The sequence below is a fragment of the Hydrogenophilus thiooxidans genome (genome assembly GCF_019049855.1).
GTDB classification, from domain to species: domain Bacteria; phylum Pseudomonadota; class Gammaproteobacteria; order Burkholderiales; family Rhodocyclaceae; genus Hydrogenophilus; species Hydrogenophilus thiooxidans.
Window position 1 is genome coordinate 76,966 of sequence record NZ_JAHLSY010000007.1, and the last position, 12,319, is coordinate 89,284.

A 12,319-nucleotide genomic window follows, 5' to 3' on the forward strand; every position below is an offset into this window, starting at 1 on the left:
CTTTCTAGGCGATCAAGTCACGAACATATCGGGGCAAAATTCCCCGCGCACGATAATTTTCCCCATCGAGATAGCGCAGGTCCGTAATCCCCCGTGTTGTGATCCGCTCATCGATCCGTTCCGGCGTCATCACCGCACAATCGGTTCCGTTCGATGCCGCGGCAATTCCCCAGAGCGCGCCGTAGAGCGGAATGTAGTGGAAATGGGGATAGACATAACGAAAGACCCGCCGCAAACGGGCCACCAAAGTTTTAATACGCTCTGGAAAATGATCGGGCGAACCGATGTGCAACGACAATAAGCCGTTCTCTCCCAAAAGTAGGGCGCACTGCTGGAAAAAGGGTTCCTGGTAAAGTGCTTCGGCCGGTCCCACCGGATCGGTGAGATCGAGCACGATCAGATCGTAATCGCGTCGGCCGGATTGGGCCGCTTCCGCAACAAACTGCAACCCATCTTCGATCCGAACCGATACTTTGGGATGATCGAGCGCGCCGCGATGGATTGCTTGGAAATATTTTTTCGCTAATTCGATGACTGTTTCATCGAGCTCGACCAGATCGATCGCTTCTATCGAGGGGTATTTCAAAAGCTCCTCGGCAGACCCGCCATCCCCACCACCGATGATCAATGCGCGACGCGGTTCCGGATGCGCCAATGCCGGTATGTGGATGAGGTTTTCGTGGTAGATGAACTCATCGGCTTCAGAGGTCATCGCACATCCGTCCAAGCGGAACATGCGGCCATAGAGCGGAGAGATGCCGACTTCAAAGGATTGGTAGCGACTTTGGCCCGATTCGATCAATTCCAGATCGTAATAGTAGCCGGTGACATCGGATAACTTTTCCCAAAACCGTTGCAATGCCATCTACACACCCTCCGTCGGCGGCATTTCGATGTGTCCCCGAACCACACGATGCCCAACGGTCTCAACCGGCGCAAAGAGTTCGATCAAGCGGTCATAAACCGCCTTCGCGAGCGCCGAATTGTCACGCGAGTAATTGCACACATAAACATCCAGGGTGACATTGCGATCTTCCGGCCAGGTATGAATCGCCAAATGGGATTCCGCAAGCACCACGGTTCCCGTCACGCCTGCTGGTTCACCATTGTCATAGGTAAACTGAAAGAAATAGTCGCCGAGCACTGTGAGGCCCGCTTCTTTGCAGGCGTTTACGCACAACGTTTGCAACTGCGACCGTTCTTTGAGCAACGTGCGATCACAACGGCAACCATAAAGATCGGCGATCAGATGAAGTCCATTCATCGCAAGTCCCCCATCCGGATAAAATGAAACTGGTTATTGTATCACCCAGTCGTACGATAAGCGCAGGATGGTCAAAGAAACAACCCCCAAAAAGAGCCGCCGCAACCACACGGAACCGAAACGAAACGCCCACCACGTTCCGAAGAGTGACCCAGCCACGTTACACACAGCCATCCAGAGGCCAAGAAGCCAAATCGGTTGCGCCTGCCAAGAGAAGAGCGCGATCGCGGCCAGGTTGGTCGAAACGTTCGCGACCTTGGCCAGTGCCGACGCTTGCAAGAAATCGAAACGCAGGAAGCGAATAAACGCAAAGATCAAAAAACTTCCCGTTCCTGGGCCAAGAAAACCATCGTACGCGCCAATTACCGCCGACCAGCCCAGCGCATGCCGAAGCTCTCGCCTCGTCAATGGATGGGCTCGCGCAACCAAGCCCATCTCTTTGCGCCGAAAGGTGTAGACGGCTACCGCGCACAGCAATAGGAGAACGATCGGCTTCACCCATGCCTGAGGGAGCAGCGTCACCGCGGAAGCCCCCATCGCAGACCCCACCGCCGCCGCGATCACGACACCGACAAGGAGCGTCAGAGAGAGCGAAACCCGTCGCACATAACGAAAAGCAGCTACCGAGGTCCCGAAAACCGACGCGATTTTGTTGGTACCGAAGAGATTGGGAAGGGGTTGATTGGGATACCCCAAAAGGAGCGCCGGAATCTGGATCAGGCCACCGCCGCCGACTGCGGCATCGACACTGCCGGCAGCAAACGCCGCGACGCCCATCGCAAGCCACGTGAGCCACTCCCACGCATCCAATTCGATCCCTCACTTCCCAATGCAGAATTGGGAAAAGATCACCCCAAGCAGCGCATCGGCATCGATCCGTCCGGTAATTTCCCCCAACGCATCGTGTGCCAAGCGAAGCTCTTCCGCCAATAACTCCCATTGGGCAAGGGCAGAAAGCGCCTGTTGCAAATGGTGATCGGCTCGACGCAACGCCTCCAAATGCCGTTCCCGGGCTAGCCAAACCGATTCGTCGACACCGCGAAATCCCACCCGCTCACGGATCGCCCCACGCAAGCGGTCTAGCCCCGATCCCGTTTTGGCCGAAATCGCCAGCGCCGACTCCGGTATCTCTTGCAGAAAGCGATCCGCTTTGTTCCACACCTCGAGGATCGCTTGCGGCGCAATGCCGCGTTCCTGCAACGCCTCGGCCAACGCGCGGTCGTCGATATCGGGTGCGCGAATCCATAAGATCAGATCGGCGCCTGCGATTGCCTGCCAACTGCGCTCGACCCCGATCCGTTCTACCGGATCGTCGGTTTCTCGGACGCCCGCGGTATCCAGGAGATGGACCAGAAGGCCGTCGAGATCGATCGATTCCCGGATCACATCCCGCGTCGTTCCCGGTATCTCCGTGACGATCGCCCGCTCCTCACCCACGAGCGCGTTGAGCAACGACGACTTGCCGACGTTCGGCGCTCCGACGACCGCCACCCGGACACCGTGACGCAGCAGCAAACCTTGGCGGCCTACTTCGAGCCAATGGGCGAGCGCTTGCCGTACCGCTGTGATCCGCGCCGCGACATCCCCTTCGGCGATGAAATCGATCGCTTCGTCGACGAAATCGATCGCCGCTTCCACCCAGACTCGGAGTTCGGTCAGTTGACGATCGAGCGCCGCGACCGCGTGCGAAAAAGCCCCCTGCAACCCTTGCGCAGCAGCACGCGCCGCTGCGCGATGCGTCGCGTCGATCAAATCGGCGATCGCTTCGGCTTGCGCCAGATCGATTTTGCCATTGAGAAAAGCGCGTTCGCTGAATTCGCCAGGCCGCGCCAACCGCGCACCCAACGACAAAACACGGGAAAGCACCGCATCGACGACGACCGGCCCCCCGTGACCGTGGATCTCCACCACCGATTCGCCGGTAAACGAATTCGGTTCGGGAAAAAAGAGCAGCAGCCCATCGTCGAGCAGCGACCCGTCCTGATCGGTGAGCCATGCGCGAACCGGGCGGCGCGCGGGCAATTCGGTCTTTCCTGCCAGCACACACCCGATGCGATGCGCGTCGGGCCCCGAGATGCGGATGATCGCCACCGCACCGCGGCCCGGTGGCGTCGCAACTGCTGCGATCGTATCGGAAACGGGTTTCACGTGAAACCTAATCGTTGGCCGCTTTGATCGCTTTGTGGCCTAACCCCATCCGCTCCAGCTGGCGGTTGATCCACCACTGTTGCGCAATCGAAAGCAGGTTGTTGGTCAACCAGTAGAGCACCAACCCGGACGGGAACCAGAGGAACATGAAAGTAAAGACGATCGGCATCCCCATCATCAATTTCGCCTGTAACGGATCTGCCGGTTGCGGGTTGAGCCGCATTTGGATGAACATCGTCGCTCCCATCAAGAGCGGCAGAATAAAGTAGGGGTCGCGCGAAGAGAGGTCGGTCACCCACCCGAGCCACGGCGCGTGACGCATCTCGACACTGGCGAGCAGCACCCAATAGAGCGCGATGAACACCGGAATCTGGACCAAGATCGGCAAGCAGCCACCCAATGGGTTGATTTTCTCCTCTTGATAGAGGCGCATCATCTCCTGCTGCAGCCGAACCTTGTCGTCCCCATACGCCTCCTTGATCTTCTGCAACCGCGGCATCACCAACCGCATCTTGGCCATCGACCGATAACTCGCTGCGGACAGGGGATAGAAGAGGGCTTTGATCAGTACCGTCACCAGGATGATCGCCCACCCCCAGTTGCCCGTAAGACCGTGTAGCCACGACAATACCCAGAAAAGGGGCGCAGCAATGAACGTCAACCAGCCGTAATCGACCACCAGATCGAAACCGGGCGCGATGCTGCCCAACACCTTCTGATCCTGCGGCCCGGCATAGAGCCGGGTCGAAGTGGTACCGTCCCCGGTCAAGAGCACACCGGCTTGATAGAGTCCATTCGATAGGCGGCGGAGATAGTATTCCCGTGCGACACCCTCGGGCGGTAACCAAGCGGCGACGAAATAGTGCTGGATCATCGCGAGCCACCCATCCTGCGCTTGGCTCGGATATTCCGCTTTGCCTTCCGCGATCGCTTTGAAATCGATCTTCCGGTACTTCGTCGCTTCGGTATAGATCGCGGGACCCGTATACGTATGTACGCCGAAAACTTGCTGCTCTTCGGCGGGTTTATCGTCACGCAAGAAGTGATAGTAGGTGGTCAGAGGGCCGCCACCGTCGATCTCGTGACGGACGTCGATCAAATAGGAGCCACGCGCAAAGCGCAAAATCTTCCGAACCGTGCGCCCGTCGGCAGTCGAAGCGGTCAATGTCACGGTCAAAGCCGATTGCCCCTCCTGCAAATGCATCGCTTCAGCGGGCAATTGCCAACGGCTGTGGTGGTTAGGCATCCCATCCCCCACCACGCCGGACTGCACCCGATAAGTATGCTTCAGACGGCCATCCTCGAAGAGGATGAACGGTTGATCTTGGCGTTCACGATCGCGGTGGTCTTTCAGCGCCAGAAAAACGATATCTCCACCTTGCTCCGAAATCTCGACCAGATAGCGATCGGTCTCCACCCGCAAGGTTTTGGCAGGGAGTGCATCAGAAGAACGTAGCGCTTTGGCATCGCTTGCGATCTGCTGCGACTCGGTAACCGGCACCTCGTCACGGGTCGCGGAAGGCGACGCTGCCGGTGACGCAGCAGGAGCAGGCGGGGGCACTGGGGTGTTTTGACGCACCCACCCTTCCCACAGCATGAACAGAGAAAAAAGAAACACCACCAACAAAATCAAACGCCGTTGTTCCATCGTGCAGCTTTCCTATCGTTACGGGACCGGATCCTCACCGCCGGGATGCCACGGGTGGCAGCGGCCCACACGTTTCACACCCAACCACAAACCGCGCACCACACCATGACGCTCGACCGCTTCGATGAGATATTGCGAACAGGTGGGTGTAAAGCGGCAATTTTGCCCCAACCAGGGGCTGATGAGGTACTGGTAACCACGCACCAACACGACCAACACCCGCGCAAGCGGATTCATCGACGCAAACCCTTATCCACGGGAATCGACCGTACAGGGGCGTGCCGCGGGTTCCGAGTGCAGCAACCGCATCAGCAAGCGCGCGAACAACACCTCGAGTTCCGCACGCAACATCCGCCGCGTCGCGTCATGGGTAGGCCGCGTCACACGAACCACCAGATCGACCCCGACCGATCGACCCGGCCACACACGGAAAATTTCCCGAATTTGCCGCTTCAACCAATTACGACGCACCGCTCGCTTCGCCACGCGCTTTGCCACCACCAAGCCCAGACGGGCATGTGGCAAACCGTTTTCCCGCCAATGCACACAAAAAAACCGTCCGCACAATTTCTGCCGCGCAGCGAAGACCGCGGCAAAGTGGGACGGTTTCGTCAGACGCGCGGCACGCGGAAAACGCGCGCCTGGCGCACTCATACGGCGAGGCGCTTACGCCCTTTGGCGCGGCGGGCGCGGATCACGGAACGACCGCCGCGGCTTCGCATCCGGACCAGAAAACCATGGGTCCGCTTACGGCGAACTTTGGAAGGTTGATAGGTGCGCTTCATTTTCTATCCCCGAGACCTGATCAAAATCGCGAATTATACCAGGAAAACAAAAACCAAGGAGCGCTACCGCACGCGAACCACGCTACACTACGCCAAGATCAACGATACGCGTGATAGACCTCTGCTTCGCCATTGCGCTGGATCAAAAGGACGTCGTAAGGGTCCTTGCGTCCCTCATACGCCGGACCATCCATCCCCGGAGAACCGATCACCATCCCCGGAACCGCCAAACCCAGCGCGTTCGGCTTCTCCGCAAGCAGCCGTTTGACGTCGGCAGCAGGAACATGGCCCTCGATCACATAACCCTGAACGACGGCGGTGTGACACGAACCATAACGCATGGGCATACCGAGACGACTCCGAACCTCACTATTGCCCACTTCGAACGTTTGAACCTGGAACCCGTTGGCCTGCATATGGGCAATCCACTCTTTGCAGCAACCGCAATACGGGCTTTTCCACACCTTGACGAGCGGCGACTCCTCAGCAAACTCTTTCCCAGAAGCGAAAGAAGAAGTAGCAAGAAAGGAAAGCGCCAAACCCATAAAGACACGCCGTATCATCATCGGTCTCCTTGACGACTGGTCAAAATTCGATATTGATTCTCATTGAGATCTGGCAACCGTTTGAGGAAAGCCACCATGTTCCAAATCCGTTCGTCATCGTGCGTTTTTCCCCACGCTGGCATACCAGATGCCTTGATTCCGTGTTTGATGATCCAAAAATCCCGTCGCGCTGCTGCTTCCTCGCTCAGACCCTGCAAGGTTGCTCGGGGTTCCGTCAATTTGGGAGGGGTTGGATAGAGTCCCAACGTGAAGTCGCTTTCCGCGATACCAGGCGCAAGGTGACAACCGACACACATCGCATCGTAATCGGCTCCCCCCGCCAGCAACCGCTGGGGTGCATCGAGATCCTTGGGTACCTCGATCGTACGTGAAGCCTGTGCGATCGAGCGTTCCCGCACCCACTCCAGCAGGTGGTAGAGCCACTGAGCATGGGGCTCATCGGCCGCCACCGATACCCTGCCAGAGTAGAGCACCCACACTACCACCGCGACCAAAACGACCAGAGCGGAACCAAACCCAAGCAAGCAACGCTTCATCGCCCTTTCCTTACTGATGGTGATTGGATTTCATTTCGCCGCTACCGTGGCCCATCATCCCATTTTGCGGCATCGCTCCTTGCATCCCATGCGGCATCATCATCTCCCTATGCTCCTCTTTCATCATCTCCGCACAACGTGCGATCATCGCCTGCACCACTGGGTCGTCACGGTCACTCCCGGAGTGCATTTGCTGCATCATCGAACAATCCGGCTTTTCCCGGTCGGTGACTGCGTGATGCTGGCTCGGATCATGCGCGTAAACAAGCGCAGCACTGAGGGACAAAACCGCAACGGTGACAAACTTTTTCATTACAAACATCATCGACTCCTTTTACCCACACTCAAAACCAAACACGAAGACCGGCAACGAAACGCGTCTGCCGCGTATCCAACCCTTCCCGACGTGCAAAACTGGCCGTCTTGCCATATTTCCCCGCCCATTCGATCCCAATATAGGGCGCGAATTGGCGATTGAACTCGTAACGGAGGCGAATCCCGACCACGAGATCGGACAATCCGCTCCCTATTCCCCGGTTTTCCTCCGTTTCGCCATAAAAGTTGGCTTCCAGCCGAGGTTGCACAATCCAACGTTGCGTCACAAGCAGTTCGTACTCACTCGAAAGCCGAAGTGAGGTCTGTCCCGAAGTACCTAGGTACGCAGTTGCGTCAACCTTGAACCAATAGGGCGCTAACCCTTGAAAACCGAAAGCGAGCCAAGTCCGGTCAGGCCCCGTGCCGCTGTCCTGCCGCACCCCGAGTTGGCTGTCCCAGTATGCTGAGATCGCATGACCCCAAAGGAGCTCTGTACGTGCCTCCTCCAATTTGCCTTTGGCGACGCCACCTTCGGCCTTGAGGACCAAGCGGTCGTAGGTGCCGCCGAACCAGGCTTGCGCGTCATAGGTGGTCGCGTTCCCCTCCTTCGTGTGAACGCGTTCCAGGCGATCGACGAGCACGGCGCCGAAGCGGTGTTCATCGGACAGCCGAAGTTGCCGTGGACCGGGGCGTGCGTAAGGGCCCGACTCTAAAGTCAAGCCATCGGAATAGGCGTGCGGATCACGGGCATCGGCGGGGGCGGGGCCCCCCTGCATGTTCATGCTGCCGTGGTCCATGGTGGCGCTCGCGGGCGATTCGGCTCGCGTTGGGGCTGGAGCCGTGCCCGGGTGCCCGGCATGGCCGCCGCCTTCCATCGGTGTTTGCGCCCAGACGGGTGCCGCACCGAGCAACACCAGCGCCGCAGTGAAGAGAGAACAGGGTTTCATGGCGAATCTTCCTTTGATCAGTTTCATGACACGACCACCACGCGGAACATGCCCATGTCCATGTGCAACATCAGGTGGCAGTGCCAGGCCCAGCGACCCAGGGCGTCGGCGGTCACGAGGAAGCTGACGCGCTGCGCAGGCTGGACGGGCACGGTGTGACGACGCACCAGGAACTGCCCGTCGGGCGTTTCCACCTCGCTCCACATCCCGTGCAAATGCATCGGGTGCGTCATCATCGTGTCGTTGTGCAGGATGACGCGCACCCGCTCGCCGTACTTCAGATGAACCGGGGTACTCTTCCCGAATTCGAGGCCGTCGAGCGACCAGGTATAGCGCTCCATGTTGCCGGTAAGATGCAGCTCGATCTCGCGCTCGGCCCCGCGAGGATCGAGCGGACCACCGATCGTTTTGAGGTCGGCCAGCGTCAGCACGCGCCGGCCGTTGTTGCGCAGGCCAATGCCCGGATCGTCGAGATTCGTCCGGGGCATGTCCACACGCATGTCCGTGCTTGGGCCGTATTCCGTGCGCGCGTGACGGACCGTGGCGCTGGGCTTGGCCAATGCGCCATCGGCCATGCCATGCATCGCGTGGTGACCGTGATCCATAGCCATCGCGCCATGGTTCATGCCGGACATGTTGTGTTTCATGCCAGACATGTCGTGGCCCATCGCCGCATGGTCCATCACGCCCATGGTCGAACCGCCATGCTTCATCGCGCTGTGATCCATCGCGCCCATCATGTCGGCCATGGTGAGCCATTCGACAGGGTCGAGTGCAGGAACCGGGGCTTCGAGTCCTTCGCGAACTGCGAGCGTGCCACGGGCAAATCCAGAACGATCCATCGCTTGCGCGAAGATCGTGTAGGCCTCTTCCTTTGGTGTAACCACCACGTCGTAGGTTTCGCCCGGCCCGAAGCGGAACTCATCGACGGTGACAGGTTCGACGTTCTGCCCGTCGCTTTGCACCACCGTCATCTTGAGCCCCGGGATGCGCACGTCGTAGAAGGTGTTGGCCGCACCGTTGATGAAGCGAAGACGGACGCGTTCGCCAGGACGGAACAGTCCAGTCCAATTGCCGGCAGGAGTGACGCCATTCATCAAGTAGGTCAATGTCGCCCCCGAGAGATCGGCGAGATCGGTCGGGTTCATCCGCATCTGGTTCCACATCGCACGCTTGTCGAGTGCACGAGAAAGCCCCATCTTGGCGACGTCGCGGAAGAAATCAATGACCGTCGGCTGATGGTAGTTGTAGAGATCACTCTGAATCCGCAGTTTGGTCAGCACCCGCATCGGGTCTTCGTCGGTCCAATCGGAGAGCACAACTACGTAGTCGCGGTCGGCCCGGATGGGATCGCCTGCGCGCGGCTCGACGATCAGTGCCCCATACATACCGGTTTGCTCCTGCATACCGGAATGCGAGTGGTACCAGTAGGTACCCGATTGTTTCAGTTGAAATTGGTAAACAAATGTCTCACCCGGTGCGATACCAGGAAAACTGATTCCCGGTACGCCATCCATCTCATACGGTAGGATCATTCCGTGCCAATGGATCGAAGTCACTTCGCGCAGGCGGTTGGTGACACGGATGGTGACCGTGTCGCCTTCTCGAAGTTTGAGCGTCGGTGCTGGAATAGAGCCGTTGATCGTGGTCGCCATCCTGGGTGTTCCGGTGAAATTGACTGGTGATTCGCCAACCACCAGGTCGATGTTCGTGCCGCTGAGCACGGGCGCCAAACCCGTGCGCGTCTCGGTCACTCCTTGCACCGCGGCTCGCCCCCACGGTGACAGGCTTGCGATCACGCCCCCTGCGACCAAACCTCGGACGAAACGGCGCCGCCCCGCGTTCGGCAATGCGATCGCGACTTGCGGGAACCGATCTCGATCGTTTCTCATCCAATCCTCCACTTTATGGCAAAAGGGAAAAGGCAACGCGATCGTAATCGTTCGCTCCTTGCGCGCACGTGACAGGAAGATGACAAAATGGTCAGAAAACTCCTTTTGATCGAAGACGAACCCAAAACCGGCGCCTATCTCAAAAAAGGGCTGCACGAAGCTGGCTACAATGTGGAATGGGTACAAGACGGCATCGATGGCCTTCATTTGGCTCGCGAAATCCCTTTCGATCTCATCATCCTCGACGTGATGCTCCCTGGCCTCGACGGTTGGCAAGTGCTGGCCAGACTTCGGTCAGAAGGGATCACCACCCCAACGCTCTACCTCACGGCACGAGACCGGGTCGAAGATCGGGTCAAAGGGTTGGAAATGGGCGCTGACGACTACCTCGTCAAACCTTTTTCGTTCGCCGAATTGCTCGCCCGTGTCCGAACGATCCTCAGACGGGGCGGTCAGAGCCTTTCCTCCACGATTTTGCGCGCTGCGGACCTGGAACTCGATCTGTTGCGCCGTCGCGTGTGCCGCGGAGGGGAGACCATCGCGCTCACCGCAAAGGAGTTCGCTTTGCTCGAACTGCTCCTGCGTCGGCAGGGAGAGGTTCTACCGCGCTCACTGATCGCGTCGCAAGTTTGGGAAATCGACTTTGAATGCGACAGCAACGTGATCGAAGTTGCGATCCGACGGCTGCGTCAAAAGATCGACGAGGGGCGCACGCCGAAATTGATTCACACCGTTCGCGGGATGGGTTACGTCTTGGAAGCGCGATAGGCGAGACAGATCGTGAAAATTCGCCGATCGCTCACCGCCAAACTCGTCTTGCTCTTTGCACTCATCACGATCAGCGCGATTTTCGGACTGGCGGGTTTGGTCACGCTTCTGAGCGACGAACATTTCGTCCGTCTCGATCAACAAACCCTCAACGACAAACGGGCGTTGATCTTGGAGCTCTTGCAGCGCGCCAACTCGACCGACGACGCGCTGTGGTTACTCCAAGAGGCACTGAATCACCACCCTGGACTGGTGGTCGCAGTCAGAACCGAAAACGGCAGACTCCTCTTCGCCAACAACCGCCAGTTCTCATGGGATCAAACCGTGACCAAAGACAGGAAAGGGTGGGAAGAGTGGCACAGCGCGGGAAAAATTTATCGCGCTTTCTCATTCACCGTTTCGCCCCACTTTGCACCGAACACCGCATGGACCATCCAGATCGCGGTCGATACCGAGACCCACACCCGGTTTTTGCAGACGTTTCATCAGCAAATCCTCTTCTATGCGTTGCTCGCCAGCGCCCTTTCCGTCGGAATCGGTTGGTGGGTCGTCTATCGCGGTTTGGCTTCGTTACGGACGATTCGCCAGCACGCCACGATGATCTCCCAAAACCATCTCGATCGGCGGCTCGATGATTCTGCGATGCCTGATGAGATCGCAACGGTTGCCCAAGAGCTCAATCGCATGCTCGATCGGCTGCAAACTGCGTTCGTTCGCCTCGAAACGTTCTCTGCCCATTTGGCGCACGAAATGCGCACCCCGCTCAGCAACCTCCTCACCCAAACACAGGTTGCGCTGCACAGTGAGCGCGATCCCGAAACCTACCGCGAGATCTTGGCCTCGAATGTCGAAGAGATCGACCGATTGAGCCGAATGGTCAGCCAGATGCTCTATTTGGCCAAACTGGGTTATTCCGAAACGACCCTCGCCAAGGAGCGCTTGCTGCTCGAAATCGAACTGGGCAATTTGGTCGAATTTTTCGAACCCCTTGCCGAAGAGAAAGGAATCAGCTTGATCGTAGCGGGAAAGGGAGCGATCGTGGCCGACCGAATGCAGCTTCGCCGCGCTGTCAGCAACCTGCTCTCCAACGCGATTCGCCACGCCGATCCGGGAACATCGGTTACGCTGGAAATCGGCGAAACGAATGGGCAACGAACCTTGTCCGTCACCAATGTCGGGGAACCGATCGCGCCTGAGCACCTTCCTTATCTTTTCGATCCCTTCTACCGCGTCGCCTCAGAAACCCCGTCCGAATCGATCACCGGATTGGGTTTGGGGTTGGCGATCGTCCGAGCGATCGTCGTCGCACATGGTGGGTCGATTTCGGTTACGTCGCGAGAGGGCCTGACCCGTTTTCTCCTCACCTTCCCACACTCCGACCCGGACAGGCCGTCACTGCACAACCGCTGTGGATAACTTCTCGCTCATCCCCTTTCACGCTACAATTCGC

The 12,319-nt window shown here is 58.4% G+C and carries 15 protein-coding genes; 2 read left to right on the plus strand and 13 right to left on the minus strand.

Annotated features, from left to right (window positions below):
• Positions 1-4 precede the first annotated feature (4 nt).
• The 13 genes from speE to KUL93_RS05190 all read right to left on the minus strand — a co-directional run bounded on the left by speE (position 5) and on the right by KUL93_RS05190 (position 10,101).
• Complete coding sequence (gene speE, locus KUL93_RS05130) at positions 5-865, minus strand: polyamine aminopropyltransferase (RefSeq protein ID WP_217126020.1); 861 nt, start codon at positions 863-865, stop codon at positions 5-7.
• Positions 866-1,264 carry an adenosylmethionine decarboxylase gene (speD, locus tag KUL93_RS05135; protein WP_217126021.1) on the minus strand — a complete coding sequence of 133 codons (399 nt, stop codon included), beginning with the start codon at positions 1,262-1,264 and terminating at the stop codon, positions 866-868.
• Positions 1,265-1,297: 33 nt separating this feature from the next.
• Positions 1,298-2,041, minus strand: a complete 744-nt coding sequence (locus KUL93_RS05140) for a sulfite exporter TauE/SafE family protein (RefSeq protein WP_346731652.1) — start codon at positions 2,039-2,041, stop codon at positions 1,298-1,300.
• A gap of 42 nt (positions 2,042-2,083) precedes the next feature.
• Positions 2,084-3,412, minus strand: coding sequence for a tRNA uridine-5-carboxymethylaminomethyl(34) synthesis GTPase MnmE (gene mnmE, locus KUL93_RS05145; protein WP_217126023.1), 1,329 nt, complete (start codon positions 3,410-3,412; stop codon positions 2,084-2,086).
• Positions 3,413-3,419: 7 nt separating this feature from the next.
• Positions 3,420-5,060, minus strand: a complete 1,641-nt coding sequence (yidC, locus tag KUL93_RS05150) for a membrane protein insertase YidC (protein WP_217126024.1) — start codon at positions 5,058-5,060, stop codon at positions 3,420-3,422.
• An 18-nt stretch (positions 5,061-5,078) separates the two neighbouring features.
• Entirely contained in the window at positions 5,079-5,297 is a 219-nt protein-coding gene (gene yidD, locus KUL93_RS05155) for a membrane protein insertion efficiency factor YidD (protein WP_119335977.1), read from the minus strand.
• Positions 5,298-5,309: 12 nt separating this feature from the next.
• Positions 5,310-5,714: a ribonuclease P protein component gene (gene rnpA / locus KUL93_RS05160; RefSeq protein WP_119335978.1), complete on the minus strand. Its 405-nt coding sequence runs from the start codon at positions 5,712-5,714 to the stop codon at positions 5,310-5,312.
• Positions 5,711-5,845: a 50S ribosomal protein L34 gene (rpmH, locus tag KUL93_RS05165; protein ID WP_119335979.1), complete on the minus strand. Its 135-nt coding sequence runs from the start codon at positions 5,843-5,845 to the stop codon at positions 5,711-5,713. Before rpmH ends, rnpA begins: the two co-directional genes overlap by 4 nt.
• Positions 5,846-5,943: 98 nt before the next feature.
• Positions 5,944-6,390 carry a DUF411 domain-containing protein gene (locus tag KUL93_RS05170; RefSeq protein ID WP_346731653.1) on the minus strand — a complete coding sequence of 149 codons (447 nt, stop codon included), beginning with the start codon at positions 6,388-6,390 and terminating at the stop codon, positions 5,944-5,946.
• Positions 6,391-6,407: 17 nt separating this feature from the next.
• Positions 6,408-6,947 (minus strand): c-type cytochrome, encoded by a 540-nt coding sequence (locus KUL93_RS05175; RefSeq protein ID WP_119335981.1) that lies wholly within the window; start codon positions 6,945-6,947, stop codon positions 6,408-6,410.
• A 10-nt stretch (positions 6,948-6,957) separates the two neighbouring features.
• The gene (locus KUL93_RS05180) at positions 6,958-7,272 is read right to left on the minus strand and encodes a hypothetical protein (protein WP_145981817.1); all 315 of its coding nucleotides are present in this window, start codon (positions 7,270-7,272) and stop codon (positions 6,958-6,960) included.
• Positions 7,273-7,291: 19 nt separating this feature from the next.
• On the minus strand, positions 7,292-8,209 hold the full coding sequence (locus KUL93_RS05185) for a copper resistance protein B (protein ID WP_249419270.1): 918 nt from the start codon (positions 8,207-8,209) through the stop codon (positions 7,292-7,294).
• A gap of 23 nt (positions 8,210-8,232) precedes the next feature.
• On the minus strand, positions 8,233-10,101 hold the full coding sequence (locus tag KUL93_RS05190) for a copper resistance system multicopper oxidase (RefSeq protein WP_217126025.1): 1,869 nt from the start codon (positions 10,099-10,101) through the stop codon (positions 8,233-8,235).
• An 87-nt stretch (positions 10,102-10,188) separates the two neighbouring features.
• Here KUL93_RS05190 and KUL93_RS05195 point away from each other — a divergent pair, with 87 nt between their 5' ends.
• Together KUL93_RS05195 and KUL93_RS05200 are read left to right on the plus strand one after the other, a co-directional pair.
• On the plus strand, positions 10,189-10,869 hold the full coding sequence (locus tag KUL93_RS05195; protein WP_119335985.1) for a heavy metal response regulator transcription factor: 681 nt from the start codon (positions 10,189-10,191) through the stop codon (positions 10,867-10,869).
• A gap of 12 nt (positions 10,870-10,881) precedes the next feature.
• Positions 10,882-12,285, plus strand: a complete 1,404-nt coding sequence (locus KUL93_RS05200) for a heavy metal sensor histidine kinase (RefSeq protein ID WP_217126026.1) — start codon at positions 10,882-10,884, stop codon at positions 12,283-12,285.
• The last annotated feature ends 34 nt before the right edge of the window (positions 12,286-12,319 follow it).

What these genes read in the sequence shown, in the direction of transcription:
- KUL93_RS05140 (WP_346731652.1), bottom strand. Translation starts at nt 2,041, where the DNA reads ATGGGCGTCGCGGCGTTTGCTGCCGGCAGTGTCGATGCCGCAGTCGGC.
- KUL93_RS05190 (WP_217126025.1), bottom strand. Translation starts at nt 10,101, where the DNA reads ATGAGAAACGATCGAGATCGGTTCCCGCAAGTCGCGATCGCATTGCCG.
- speD (WP_217126021.1), bottom strand. Translation starts at nt 1,264, where the DNA reads ATGAATGGACTTCATCTGATCGCCGATCTTTATGGTTGCCGTTGTGAT.
- KUL93_RS05180 (WP_145981817.1), bottom strand. Translation starts at nt 7,272, where the DNA reads ATGATGTTTGTAATGAAAAAGTTTGTCACCGTTGCGGTTTTGTCCCTC.
- yidD (WP_119335977.1), bottom strand. Translation starts at nt 5,297, where the DNA reads ATGAATCCGCTTGCGCGGGTGTTGGTCGTGTTGGTGCGTGGTTACCAG.
- KUL93_RS05185 (WP_249419270.1), bottom strand. Translation starts at nt 8,209, where the DNA reads ATGAAACCCTGTTCTCTCTTCACTGCGGCGCTGGTGTTGCTCGGTGCG.
- KUL93_RS05170 (WP_346731653.1), bottom strand. Translation starts at nt 6,390, where the DNA reads ATGGGTTTGGCGCTTTCCTTTCTTGCTACTTCTTCTTTCGCTTCTGGG.
- rnpA (WP_119335978.1), bottom strand. Translation starts at nt 5,714, where the DNA reads ATGAGTGCGCCAGGCGCGCGTTTTCCGCGTGCCGCGCGTCTGACGAAA.
- speE (WP_217126020.1), bottom strand. Translation starts at nt 865, where the DNA reads ATGGCATTGCAACGGTTTTGGGAAAAGTTATCCGATGTCACCGGCTAC.
- yidC (WP_217126024.1), bottom strand. Translation starts at nt 5,060, where the DNA reads ATGGAACAACGGCGTTTGATTTTGTTGGTGGTGTTTCTTTTTTCTCTG.
- rpmH (WP_119335979.1), bottom strand. Translation starts at nt 5,845, where the DNA reads ATGAAGCGCACCTATCAACCTTCCAAAGTTCGCCGTAAGCGGACCCAT.
- KUL93_RS05175 (WP_119335981.1), bottom strand. Translation starts at nt 6,947, where the DNA reads ATGAAGCGTTGCTTGCTTGGGTTTGGTTCCGCTCTGGTCGTTTTGGTC.
- KUL93_RS05195 (WP_119335985.1), top strand. Translation starts at nt 10,189, where the DNA reads ATGGTCAGAAAACTCCTTTTGATCGAAGACGAACCCAAAACCGGCGCC.